13 protein-coding genes are annotated in these 10,969 nt (G+C 68.5%); 6 read left to right on the top strand and 7 right to left on the bottom strand.

The features are described from left to right. Positions 1 to 149 precede the first annotated feature (149 nt). The gene (locus LzC2_RS17660) at positions 150 to 614 is read right to left on the bottom strand and encodes a hypothetical protein (RefSeq protein ID WP_171189345.1); all 465 of its coding nucleotides are present in this window, start codon (positions 612 to 614) and stop codon (positions 150 to 152) included. Further along, positions 611 to 1,246 carry a carbonic anhydrase gene (locus LzC2_RS17655; protein WP_171189344.1) on the bottom strand — a complete coding sequence of 212 codons (636 nt, stop codon included), beginning with the start codon at positions 1,244 to 1,246 and terminating at the stop codon, positions 611 to 613. Before LzC2_RS17655 ends, LzC2_RS17660 begins: the two co-directional genes overlap by 4 nt. Positions 1,247 to 1,459: 213 nt before the next feature. Between LzC2_RS17655 and LzC2_RS17650 the strand changes: the two genes are divergently transcribed. After that, positions 1,460 to 2,623 (top strand): cysteine desulfurase family protein, encoded by a 1,164-nt coding sequence (locus LzC2_RS17650; RefSeq protein ID WP_171189343.1) that lies wholly within the window; start codon positions 1,460 to 1,462, stop codon positions 2,621 to 2,623. Here LzC2_RS17650 and LzC2_RS17645 read toward each other — a convergent pair. Both LzC2_RS17645 and LzC2_RS22390 read right to left on the bottom strand, forming a co-directional pair. After that, positions 2,620 to 3,327: a KamA family radical SAM protein gene (locus LzC2_RS17645; protein WP_315854726.1), complete on the bottom strand. Its 708-nt coding sequence runs from the start codon at positions 3,325 to 3,327 to the stop codon at positions 2,620 to 2,622. The two genes, LzC2_RS17650 and LzC2_RS17645, sit on opposite strands and share 4 nt — an antisense overlap. Beyond that, the gene (locus LzC2_RS22390; RefSeq protein WP_246255109.1) at positions 3,285 to 3,599 is read right to left on the bottom strand and encodes a hypothetical protein; all 315 of its coding nucleotides are present in this window, start codon (positions 3,597 to 3,599) and stop codon (positions 3,285 to 3,287) included. Before LzC2_RS22390 ends, LzC2_RS17645 begins: the two co-directional genes overlap by 43 nt. A gap of 192 nt (positions 3,600 to 3,791) precedes the next feature. Here LzC2_RS22390 and efp point away from each other — a divergent pair, with 192 nt between their 5' ends. The 3 genes from efp (at position 3,792) to LzC2_RS17630 (ending at position 5,263) form a co-directional block, all read left to right on the top strand. Further along, entirely contained in the window at positions 3,792 to 4,361 is a 570-nt protein-coding gene (gene efp, locus LzC2_RS17640) for an elongation factor P (protein WP_171189342.1), read from the top strand. 124 nt (positions 4,362 to 4,485) lie between these two features. Further along, a complete protein-coding gene (locus LzC2_RS17635) occupies positions 4,486 to 4,704 on the top strand; it encodes a hypothetical protein (protein ID WP_171189340.1) in 219 nt (72 codons plus the stop codon). Positions 4,705 to 4,777: 73 nt separating this feature from the next. Then, positions 4,778 to 5,263, top strand: coding sequence for a hypothetical protein (locus LzC2_RS17630; protein ID WP_206678777.1), 486 nt, complete (start codon positions 4,778 to 4,780; stop codon positions 5,261 to 5,263). 30 nt (positions 5,264 to 5,293) lie between these two features. Here LzC2_RS17630 and LzC2_RS17625 read toward each other — a convergent pair whose 3' ends face one another. Then, the gene (locus tag LzC2_RS17625) at positions 5,294 to 6,469 is read right to left on the bottom strand and encodes a sterol desaturase family protein (protein WP_171189338.1); all 1,176 of its coding nucleotides are present in this window, start codon (positions 6,467 to 6,469) and stop codon (positions 5,294 to 5,296) included. 125 nt (positions 6,470 to 6,594) lie between these two features. Next, the gene (locus LzC2_RS17620; protein WP_171189337.1) at positions 6,595 to 7,491 is read right to left on the bottom strand and encodes a SirB1 family protein; all 897 of its coding nucleotides are present in this window, start codon (positions 7,489 to 7,491) and stop codon (positions 6,595 to 6,597) included. 196 nt (positions 7,492 to 7,687) lie between these two features. On the opposite strand from LzC2_RS17620, the gene LzC2_RS17615 reads away from it, so the two are divergent. Both LzC2_RS17615 and LzC2_RS17610 read left to right on the top strand, forming a co-directional pair. Then, a complete protein-coding gene (locus LzC2_RS17615) occupies positions 7,688 to 8,443 on the top strand; it encodes a class I SAM-dependent methyltransferase (protein ID WP_171189336.1) in 756 nt (251 codons plus the stop codon). Beyond that, complete coding sequence (locus LzC2_RS17610; protein WP_171189334.1) at positions 8,440 to 9,858, top strand: APC family permease; 1,419 nt, start codon at positions 8,440 to 8,442, stop codon at positions 9,856 to 9,858. The genes LzC2_RS17615 and LzC2_RS17610 overlap by 4 nt, the downstream gene beginning before the upstream one ends. Before the next feature lie 198 nt (positions 9,859 to 10,056). Here the strand turns inward: LzC2_RS17610 and LzC2_RS17605 are convergent, their stop codons facing one another. Continuing rightward, entirely contained in the window at positions 10,057 to 10,890 is an 834-nt protein-coding gene (locus LzC2_RS17605) for a protein-tyrosine phosphatase family protein (RefSeq protein WP_171189333.1), read from the bottom strand. Positions 10,891 to 10,969 lie beyond the last annotated feature (79 nt).

Genomic DNA, 10,969 nt, shown 5'->3' with positions numbered 1-10,969 from the left:
GGGGCTGGGGGTGAGGGGGCGAGCGTCGTTCGGTGACCCTTCATCGCCCCGCCGCTCTGTCTCGTTTCTCGGACGTCATTCCGCGAACGCCTGTGTGCGAAGGCTCGCCCACCCTCACCCCCGGCCCCTTTCTCTCAAGGGAGAGGGGCTCAAGGGAGAGGGGAGAAACAGCGTTCGTCCGCCCGCCAGCGGCCGACGAGGCGTTCCCCGTTCAAGACGATCACCGCCGGTCCCTCGCCGGGGAAAACGCCCGATTCCCACACAACCGTCCCGCCGTCCAACCGGGTGACCGTGCCGCGGGCGCCGCTGACGGGGCCTTCGTAATCCAGATAAAAGGCCCGGTGCGGGGCGATCGGTTCGCAACGCACCGGAGAACCCGCGCGCGGGTCCGCGTGCAGGCGCCAGGTGCGGCAGCGACGTTCGCCCGGTCCCTGTGTCGGGAGGAGCGCGGGGTCTTCAATCAGCAGATCGAAGTGCGGATTCGGGAACCCCGGCGTGGGGCAATCGTGCGCCAGCAGCGCGAATCGCCACGTGCTCGCAGCGCCCCCCGAACGACGCACGCCGCCTGGCGGCGACGGCGAAGCGGGGGGAGCGTGCCCGGGATCGTCGCTCACGCGACCTCGACCCAGTTCTGCTGGTCGTCGTCCCAACGGATCACCTCGCCGCTGACGAAGTCGTAGACCCACCCGCTGAGCGTCAGGGTGCCGGCGTCCATCGCTTCCCGCACGCAGTCGTACGTTTTGAGGTTCTCCAGTTGCAGCCGGACGTTCGCTTTGATGGCGGCGTCGACCTTTTCCTCCTGGGAGGCGTTCGGATGCTCGGCGTTCACCGTTTCGCGGACGGAGGCGCTGTGCTTCAGCCAGTCAGCGACCAGCGGCAGCGATCCGAGGCTGTCCGGCGCCATCAGCCCGCCCATCGCTCCGCATTTGGCGTGACCGCACACGATGATCTCCGGCACCTTCAACGCCCGGACGGCGTATTCCAAGGTCGCCGCTTCGCCGCCGGTGCCCTGGGACCCGCCGCCGCCGGGGGAGCCGGGTGCGGGCACGATGTTCCCGGCGTTCTCCACCACGAACAGATCGCCGGGGTCGGAGTTGGTCAGCAGCGTGGGGTTCACCCGGCTGTCCGAGCAGCAGATGAACAGGGCGTTCGGCGATTGTCCCCCGGCGAGCGACTGAAACAGATCGCTGCGTTTGGGGTACTCGGCGGAGCGAAAGTGACGAACGCCGTCGGCGAGGCGGGACATGCGAGCAGATTCGAAAGGGGGAACGATGAGTTCGCCGGCAGTTTACCGACCCGTCGAAAGGGTGTCCGCCGTGGGATCCCCCATGCCGGTTCCCGTCTGCCCCAGTTCAGAACGCCCCGTTCAAAGCGCCCCGCGTCGTTCGAGTTTGTCCAACGGCGCCGCCCCACGGGCTAGCATCCCCCTCATCCGCACCGAGTCCCCGCGCGTTCGTCCGTGTCCTTCCTCGATCTCGATCGCAACGCGACGACGCCGCCGTATGGGGCGGTGGTGGAGTGCGTGGCGAAACATCTGCGCGACACGCCCGGCAACCCCGGCAGTCGGCATGCCGCGGGGCGGCGGGCGCGGCGGGCGCTGGAGGAGGCCCGCGAATCGCTGGCCGACGGACTGGGCGCCGAACCGGACGAAATCGTCTTCACCAGCGGCGGGACCGAAGCGGCGAACCTCGCGATCGCCGGGTTGATCCGCGGGCCGCGCCTCGGAAATGAAGGTGCGAACAGCGGGCCGACGACCGTGCTCCTCACCCCCGGGGAGCACCCGGCGGTCGCGGCGCCGCTGGACGCCGGCGCCGCGGCGGGGCGGTGGCGGGTGCGTCACTGGCCGCTCGATGAGCACGGTTTGTTGAAGGGCGATCCGCTGGCCGATCCCCCGCCGGGGTTGCGGTTCGTTTCGCTATTGCATGCCCACAACGAAACGGGGGCGATCCTCGACGTCGCCCCGATTCTCGCCCGCTGCAATGCGCTCGGCGTACCCAGCCATCTCGACGCCGTGCAGGCCGTCGGCAAGCTGCCTTGGAACTTCCACGCGTTGGGGGCGACGGCGGCGAGCATCGGGGCGCACAAGTTCCGCGGGCCGCGGGGGATCGGGGCGCTGCTGGTGCGTTCCGGGGCGAAGCTCGCCCCCAGCCTGCACGGGGGGCATCAGGAAGGCGGCCGTCGACCGGGTACGGAGTCCGTCGCGTTGGCCTCGGGGATGGCGCTGGCGCTCGAATTGCGGCTCAAAGAGCTTTCGGAATGGACCGAACGCACCGCCGGGCTGCGGGATCGGTTGGAAGCAGCGCTGAAGCGGGATTGCGGGGCCGTCGTCAACGCGGCCGGGGCGCCGCGACTGCCGAACACCGCCAGCGTCGCCTTCCCCGGCTGCGACGGCGAAGCGCTCCTCGTGGCGCTGGATCTGGCCGGGGTGGGGGCGAGCTTGGGCAGCGCCTGCGCCAGCGGCAGCAGCGAACCCAGCCCGGTTCTCAAGGCGATGGGACTGACGCCGGAGTTGTTGCACAGCTCGCTGCGGTTCAGCCTGCTGGGGGAAGAGACGCCGGAGGAGATCGACGAAGCCGCCGCCCGCATCGCCGCCTGCGTGGGGCGGGTGCGGGGGGAGGTTTAGAGCGGCGTCTTGCCGGGCGCCCCGGCTTCCTCCCGCACCAACCGGGGGACGGCGTAGCCGGGCAGGCGGGCGTGCATGGCGGTCATCAACGCCGCGGCCCGCTCATCACTGACTTCGAAGTGCTGGGCGCCGGCGACGCGGTCCAATTGATGCAGGTAATAGTTCTGCACGCCGAGGTCCGCCAGCCGCTCGCCGAGGTCGCACAACGCCTCCGCATCGTCGTTCACGCCCTTCAACAGCACGGCTTGGTTCAACACCGGCACGCCGCTTTGAACCAGCGCTCGTAGCGCCTCGGCGCAGTCGCCGGTCAGTTCGTTCGCGTGGTTCGCATGCACCACGACCCACGGCGTGAGCCGGGTTGATTTGAGAAGGGCCAGCAACCCATCCGTCACCCGATCCGGCAGGACGATCGGTTGGCGGGTGTGAATCCGCAGTCGCGTGAGATGGGGGATGCGTTCGAGCCGCTCCACGATCTGCCGCAGGCGGTCGTCGGTGAGCATCAGCGGATCGCCGCCGCTGAGGAGCACCTCCCGAATCGACGAGTCGTTCTCCAGATACGCAAACGCCGGCTCCCAGTCCTCCAACCGTCGCGGATCGTCGCCGTAGGGGTAGTGGCGGCGGAAGCAGTAGCGGCAGTGCACCGCGCAGGCGCCGGCGAGAATCAGCAACGCCCGGCCGCGATACTTGTGCAGCAGGCCCGGCACGGGGCGGGCGGCGGCGGGGCGCCCTCCCCCCCCAGCGGCAGCACCTGACGGAGCAGGGGATCATGTTCGTCGCCGGGCCGCATCCGGGCGAGGAAGCTGCGGGGGGCGAACACCGGGAACAGCTTCTCCGCGGCCCGAGCCGGTTCGCGCAGCCGCTCCGGCAGGCCGAGAGCGTCGATGAGGCCGTCCGCGGTGCGGATCGAATCGGCCAGCGACCGCATGTAGCTCGGCTTGGCCTCGTTCGCTCGCGGCGAGCGGGGTGCGTTGGCCATCTGGGTCTGTGCGTTCCCCGTTGCTCGTGCGGTCCGCAACGAAGACGGCATCGCCGCTCCCGCGGGCGGGTTTTCGGGCGGCGGGGCGTCTGCTACGGTTCGACTCACGGTTTCCCACCGCACCACACCCCCGCGCAGCCGTCAAGCCGCGCGTCCCCCATAGCACCCCAGCGTTCGAAGCGCCCCCGAGTCATGGCCTCCATCAACGTCGGCGACTGGAAGAAGGGCTTGAAGCTGGAGTACAACGGCGAGCCGTACGAAATTATCGAGGTCAACTTCGTCAAGCCCGGCAAGGGGCAGGCGATTTATACGACCAAGCTGCGGAACCTGCTCAAGGGCACGATCATCACCAACAAATATCGCTCCGGCGATTCGTTGGAGGGGGCGGACGTCCGCAAGGGAGCGGCCCAATACAGCTTCCGCGACGGCTCCAGCTACGTCTTCATGGACGCGGGTACCTACGAGCAGCACCCGCTGCCGGTGGACAGCGTCGAGGATCGCATGCGGTTCCTGAAGGAAGGCGACACCGTCGACCTGCTGTTCTGGAACGAACAGCCGATCGACATGACCCCGCCGCCGCAGGTGCAGCTCGAAGTCACCTACACCGAACCCGCCGCCCGCGGGAACACGACCTCCAACGTCACCAAGGCCGCCACCGTGGAGACCGGCGCCGAGGTCCAGGTGCCGGCGTTTATCGAGCAGGGCAACGTCATCAAGATCGACACGGAGAGCGGTTCGTATATCGAACGCGTCTCTAACTAAGACGAACGGAACAGCGCCGTAGCGGCGGCTTCCAGCCGCCGGCTGTCAACGGAACGACGGAGGCTGGAAGCCTCCGCTACGGTCGGATGCGGTCCGCTTTCACTCCTATTGATAGAGACCGGGCATGGACGCCCCCACCGTCGTCGCCCTCCTCGTCGCGGGGGCGGTCTCGTTGAAGATCCTGACGGACCTGACGATCCGGCACCTCGCCCTGGAACGGGTGCGTCTGAGAAACGAAGCGAACGCCGCGGCCCTCGAGGCCGCGGCGAACCTCATGCCCCAGGCTTCGCCTGCGTCGCCGCCGGTCGCGACCAGCGGAACGGGTACGCGAACTGTCCCGTAAATCGTCTTGATGATGGGGAACCGAGCAGACGTCCGGTTTATTCGTGTGAAATTCTGAGCGCGAACGGAGATCGATGCTAAATCACCTCTGGACGGCCGTCGCAGTTCTAGCGATCTTTCCGCAGCTCGTCACTTTGCGAGGACTTGACGCGGGAGCTTTACTGGTTTTTGTGGCGCCCGTTCTTGTGGCGTGCATTGTTTCGATGCATCGCCCTGCAACGCGAGGAGTCTTTCTCGCGAATATGTTTCTGTCGCTCTTGGCGCTAGGTCTTCTCATTGCGGAGGAACCAGCGCTTTTCCCAGCATTAGGAGGGGTGGATAAGCGTCTTCCGCCTCGGAGCGATCGCATTCTGACGTGGTACTGCGGCGTCTATCTTATCTTTGTTTGCTCAGTCGTGCCGATTCACTTCTTCGTAAGCTGTTTGCAGAAGCGAGCTGCTGGCGAACCTGCACAACTTCACCCGGTGATCTGTATTGCCGGTTCGATGACGGCTGCAGTTCTCGGCTTAGGGATGGTGCCGGTGTTGGTGGAGGTACTCGGTTTTTGGCCGATGACTTGATTGCGTCGATCGTTCATACAGCATATCGCACTACGCTTTTCGCGCCCGACGGAACGGGTACGCGAACTGCCCCGTAAACGTCTTCGGGGGTTGGTCCGACCCGCCCACGCCGGTTGATTTCGGCCACGCCTCGGCGGGTAGGTGATGCGTGCCGAACAGGCGGTCCAGCACGGGGAAGTGCACCGCGAAGTTCTTATCGATCGCCGCCCGCTCCCGGCCGTGGTGCCAATGATGGAAGCGGGGCGTGACGAGGATGCGCTCCCAGACGGCCCAGAACTTCAACATGAACGGCGTGCGCAGCCACGCCCGGTCCGCCCGCAGATTGCTGTGAATCAGCGTGCTGGAGAGGTACACGAAGAACAGATAGGCGTACAGCGGCCCCTCGCCGAAGCCCAATAAATACATCGGCACGACGGTCAACCCCCGCAGCGCCACCACCTCGCACAGGTGCATCCGGCTTCCGGCCAGCCAGTCGAGCGTCTCCGCGCTGTGGTGCACCGCGTGGAATCGCCACAGCCGGGGGAACTTATGAAAGGCCCGATGCACCCAATATTGAACCAGGTCCGTGAAGAACATGATCTCCAGGAATTGCAGAACCGCCGGTTGAGCGGCGACCCAAGAGCGAAACGCCGTCCAGCCGGTGTGATCCCGCACCCAGAACACCGGCGACAGGCTCAGGAACGCCAGCGCCTGCACCAGTAAACTGCTGACGAGCAGATAGAACAGATCCTCGCGCCACTCCGCCCGGAAGGTCGGCAGCGGGTCTTTCCGCCGGCCGAACAGGCGTTCGAGCGGAATAAACAACAGCCCCGTGAACGTCAGGTTCAACAGGAACCAGTCCAGCCCGACGGACCAGCGCCAACCGGCCGGCGCATCGGCGTGATCGGCCGCGGCCCCGCCCAGCAGCGTCGCGGCGAGCGCCGCCGTCACCGCGACCACGCCCAACGCCTTCCAGCCCCGCAACGCCAGACTCAGCAGCCCCAGCGCAAACCCGCCCGCCAGCACGGCGAGCGTCGCATAGCGAATCAAATGCACCGGGTAATGCGCCCGGGCGTCCTCCATCGTCAGCAGCCACGGATATTTCAAACACAACACCGCCCCCAGCCCCAACAACGACAACGCCAACCCGATCACCCCGGCCAACCACCCGCTGCCCAACCGACGCAGTTCCGCCGGCGTTTCTAGTTCATCACGCAGGGCGGTCATAATTGCAGCAGGGCGATGATCTGTGCGACGGGAGACGCGGAACCGGGCGGGAGCCCATCCTCGCATCGGAAGACCGCCGAATCATACCCGTCGTCGTCCACCGGCGAAGACGCCGTCCGCCGTCGTCAGTTCCACTTGCTGACTTGGGCCGCCGCTCGATTCAGATGCCGTTTCAACACCGGCTTCTCAGAGAGCGGGGCGTCCGAGATCAATGCGGTCAGCAGGTCGACGGCCTGACCAGCGCGGCCGGCGTGCAGGGCGATCAGGGCGAGGTCGCGACGTTCCGTATAATCGGCGGGGCAGAGCGCCGAGAGCCGCGTTTGTACCGTCCACGCCGCGGGCCAGTCGCCCTGTCGGGCGTGGATCGCTTTGAGGTTATTCAAAACCCGCACGACGACCGCACGCGGGGCGGCGGGACGCAGGCTGTCCGCGATCTCCGCGGGGGCCAGGTCGCAGCGTTCCATCAGGAACTCGATCGTCTCCTCCTCGTCCATTACCCGGCCGCCGTGGTACGGATCGCAGAACAGCGGGCCGGCGGCGGTGTCGAGCCGCGTGAGGAAGTGGTGCGGGGCGTTCACGCCGACCAGTTCCAATCCCACCCGCCGGGCGACGTCCATATAAACAAGGGACAATAGAATCGGCAGGCCGGTGCCCGCTTCGACGACCCGGTGAATCAGCGAGCCGTCGGGGGAGTCGAACGCCGCTTCGCCGCCGCATAGTTCGTGGTCGCCGCACAGCACGTCGGCGAGCGCCGTGAGAGCGGCGCGGCCGTCGGCGGCGGCGGCGATCGGGCCGCGAGCCTCGCGGGCCCGGTCCTTCAACCAGCGCAGCGTGCGTTCGGGATCGCAGGCGGGGTCATGATCCGTGGCGATCTCCAATGCGACCGCGGTCAGATTCACGTCCCGGCGCCGGCAAATCAGCTTCCAGAACTCGCCCTCCGTTTCGGCCTGCGTGGGCCGCGGCGCAGGAGCATTCGTCGTCGTGCCGGTCACGGTCGAGGATTCGAGCGGAGCGTGCGACACGGGGGCGGTCGGGCGGGTCGGTTGAAACGAACGGGCGGCCGGCGAAGGACGCGGCGCCGGGGCGACGCGCCAGGCGAGCCGGCAGGGGGAGGATAGGTCTCCGCCGGCCAACCGGGAAGGGGATTGCGGCCGCGCGGGATTCGCCGCGCCGCTTTACACTTCGGCCCGTCCGTCCCCCGCCGCCGCACGCTCCGCAATGACCGTTCGCGTCCCCCCCCGCTTCATCGCGGTTCTGCTGGCCCTCGCCCTCTGTCCGTTCGCCCTCAGCTCCTCCGCGTTGGGGCAGGACGAACCGCCGCGGAACGAACCCGCGACCGAGTCGGTCAAGCCGGGGATTAACGAGAAGTTTCTCGCCGAGGATCTCGATGCGGAGGAATGGGCCGGGCGATTCGAACGGGAAAGCCGCGAATCCTTCGCGACCCGGGAGGCGGTCGTCGCCGCATTGAAGATCGAACCGGGGCAGGCCGTCGCCGACGTGGGCGCCGGCACCGGGACGCATCTGCACCCCTTCGCCGAGGCCGTCGGGGAGAACGGACGGGTGTTCGCCGTGGACCTCGCCCCGGCGTTCGTGGCTCGCTTGCGGGACCGGGCGGCGGCGGACGGGTTGAGCCAGGTCACGCCGGTGCTGTGCTCGGAGCGCTCCGTGATGCTGCCGGCGGAGTCCTGCGACGTGGTCTTCAACTGCGACGTCTATCACCACTTCGAGTTCCCCAGCCGCACGCTCTCCTCCATTTACGACGCCCTCAAACCGGGCGGACGGTTGGCGGTGCTGGACTTCGAACGCGAGCCGGGCGTGAGTTCCGACTGGGTGCTCGGCCATGTCCGGGCCGGCAAAGCGACGGTGCGGGCGGAGATCGAAGCCGCGGGGTTTGATTTCATCGAGGAACTCGACGTGCCGGGGCTGGAAGAAAACTACCTCATCGTCTTCCGCAAGCCGGCTCCAGCGGAGTGACGGCTCCCAGCGAGCCGGGGGGTTTATCCCCCCGGACCGGTCCCGCAGCGGCCGACGCCCCGACCGGCTTTCACACTCCGGCGCTGGCCGCGGTGGTGGCGGCGTCGATGATCGGGGCGGGCGTTTGGACGACCTCGGGTTATACGCTGGCCGCGCTCGGCACGCCGGGGCGGGTGATGGTCGTCTGGGCGCTCGGCGGAGCGCTCGCCCTATGCGGCGCCGCGGCGTATGGCGGATTGGCCGACCGCGTGCGGGGCAGCGGGGGCGAATATCTGTTCCTCGCCCGCACCGTGCATCCGCTGGCCGGGTTCCTGGCCGGATGGGTGAGCTTATTGGCCGGCTTTACGGCGGCGGCGGCGTTCGCCGGATTAACGTTTGAAGAATATCTCTGGCGGGGGCGGCCCGAGTGGTTCCCCCCCGGCGTCGTCGCGGCGGTCGCGGCGCTGCTGTGCGGGGCGCTGCACGCCCTCGCCCCCCGCGGCGGGACGGAGACGCAAACGGTCGTCGTCGCGGTGAAGCTGGCCCTCATCCTGGCGTTCTGCGCGTTCGCCGGGGACCTCTTCGCCCGCGGCTACTTCGCCGGAGGCCGGGCGTTCCCCGCAATCCCGCCGGAGGGCGCCCCGGTCGGTTGGGCGTTGATCGCGGCGATCGCGGGGCAATTGGTGTGGGTCTCGACGAGCTATTCCGGCTTCAACGCCGCCGTCTACGTCGCCGGCGAGGCCCGCGATCCCCGCCGCAGCGTGCCGCGGGCGATGCTCTGGGCCACCGCGGCGGTGACGGTTCTCTATCTGATGTTGAACGCCGTGTTCGTGTTCGGCCCGCCGGCGGAACGGGTCGCCGGCGCCGGAGACGTGGCGGCGGTCGCGGCTCGATTTCTAGGCGGGGGATCTCTCGAGTTCGCCGTGCGGGCGGTGATCTGCCTCGGTCTGCTGACGAGCCTGTCGGCGCTGATTCAAACCGGCCCCCGGGTGTACGCGACGATGGCCGCGGACGGGTTGTTCCCGCTGCCCAAGCTGTTCCAACTTCGCCCGGACGGCGCCGCCCCCGCGTCCGCGGTGCTGTTGCAGGCGGCGTTGATCGCGGGGCTGTGCGTGGCCGGGACGACGATCCGCGGGCTGTTGGATTATCTCGGCCTGACGCTCTCGCTCAGTGCCGCCGCGGCGGTCTCGTGCCTGTTCCTTTTAAAGACCCGCGGCGAGCCGATCGCCTGGTGGCGGCTGGCCAGCGGGGCGACGTTCGTGCTGGCCACGGTGACGCTCGCCGTGGTGAAACTGCTGAACCCGCCGCCCTGGTTCCACCCCCTCGGCCCGCCCGCCGGGCTGGCGGCAACGGTGATCAGCGGGGCGGTTCTCTACTACATCTTCGTCAAACGCGGCTTCGATCCGACGGCAGCCCGAGGCGCAAGCCGAGGTTGAGCATGCCGCCGCACTGCTTGCTCCCCTCTCCCTCAGGGAGAGGGGCCGGGGGTGAGGGTGAGCGAACCTTCGCAGGCAGTCGACAGCAGAGTGAGCCGGTGAGCGGTGGAAGGGTGAAGGATGATCGAGCGTGGAATGTCCCCTCACCCCCGACCCCTCTCCCCTAAAAAGGGGCGAGGGGAGCACGATGCCCCGCGTTCAATCCCGATGCACCGTGTGGCAGCGGACGCAGTCTTGGGTCAGGGCCGCCCGGCCGGCGGCGGTGTGGGCGTGTTCGGCCAGCGTCGCGGCGTGGCGGAGGTCGGCGCGGACGGCGTCGGTCAAGCCGGGCAGGCGGGCGGATTCCTGCAGTTGCTCGGACAACAACGTCGCCAGGGAGGTCGTCGTCTGCTCGGCTCGCTCTTCGTCGTCGGCGGCGGCGTTCAGCTCTTCTAACAGGGCGTCGATACTGTCCATCGCCGCCGTGAGGCCCTCCGGGGGGACGGCTTCGGGGAACTCGTCGGGCGGGGCGGCGTGCGGCGGCAGCGCGGCGGGATCGAAGTGGCGAACGCTCTCCCACAGGCCGGTATAGCGGGAGGCGGTGCCGGCCTGTTTCATCACGGCGAGGGCGCCGTCGCGGTCGATCAAACCGGCCGCGAGGCCGCAGACCGCCACCCCGGACGGGCCGCGATGCTTGCCGTGGTGGCAGTGCACGAACACCCCGCCCGGCGCCGCCTGCTCGCCCTCGGCGGTCGGCCCGAACCGCTCCATCACCGCCGCCAGCGTCGCCGCGGCGTCGGGGGGCACGCCGTCGTAACCGATCGGCACATGCACCGTCCGCAGCCCGTGCCGGCGGGCCGCGTCGGCGTTCGGCACGGGGCCGTCGACGCTCACCACGGTTTTCACCCCCAGCTTGGCCAGCGCGGCGAAGTGAGCGTCCTCATGCGGCCCCGCCCCGCTCCACAACCCGGGCGCCACGGCGAGCAGATGCTCCGGCGCCCCCTCTTCCAAGGGCGAGCCAATCAACAGCAGGGCGAAGGCGAACGCAGACATGACGGCGATTCTACGGCGCCGAGCGGCGTGCGTGCCCGCCTCCCCCCTCGCCCCCCTTTTGGGGGAGAGGGGCCGGGGG

Origin of the sequence: Alienimonas chondri (assembly GCF_013036045.1) — a bacterium.
GTDB lineage: Bacteria > Planctomycetota > Planctomycetia > Planctomycetales > Planctomycetaceae > Alienimonas > Alienimonas chondri.
This window is presented reverse-complemented; position numbering and strand designations above follow the sequence as displayed.

Excerpts from the sequence above, each read along its gene's own strand:
- LzC2_RS17605 (WP_171189333.1), bottom strand. The coding sequence starts at position 10,890 with ATGTCTGCGTTCGCCTTCGCCCTGCTGTTGATTGGCTCGCCCTTGGAA.
- LzC2_RS17625 (WP_171189338.1), bottom strand. The coding sequence starts at position 6,469 with ATGACCGCCCTGCGTGATGAACTAGAAACGCCGGCGGAACTGCGTCGG.
- LzC2_RS17655 (WP_171189344.1), bottom strand. The coding sequence starts at position 1,246 with ATGTCCCGCCTCGCCGACGGCGTTCGTCACTTTCGCTCCGCCGAGTAC.
- LzC2_RS17630 (WP_206678777.1), top strand. The coding sequence starts at position 4,778 with ATGCTAAATCACCTCTGGACGGCCGTCGCAGTTCTAGCGATCTTTCCG.
- LzC2_RS17615 (WP_171189336.1), top strand. The coding sequence starts at position 7,688 with ATGACCGTTCGCGTCCCCCCCCGCTTCATCGCGGTTCTGCTGGCCCTC.
- LzC2_RS17635 (WP_171189340.1), top strand. The coding sequence starts at position 4,486 with ATGGACGCCCCCACCGTCGTCGCCCTCCTCGTCGCGGGGGCGGTCTCG.
- efp (WP_171189342.1), top strand. The coding sequence starts at position 3,792 with ATGGCCTCCATCAACGTCGGCGACTGGAAGAAGGGCTTGAAGCTGGAG.
- LzC2_RS22390 (WP_246255109.1), bottom strand. The coding sequence starts at position 3,599 with ATGGCCAACGCACCCCGCTCGCCGCGAGCGAACGAGGCCAAGCCGAGC.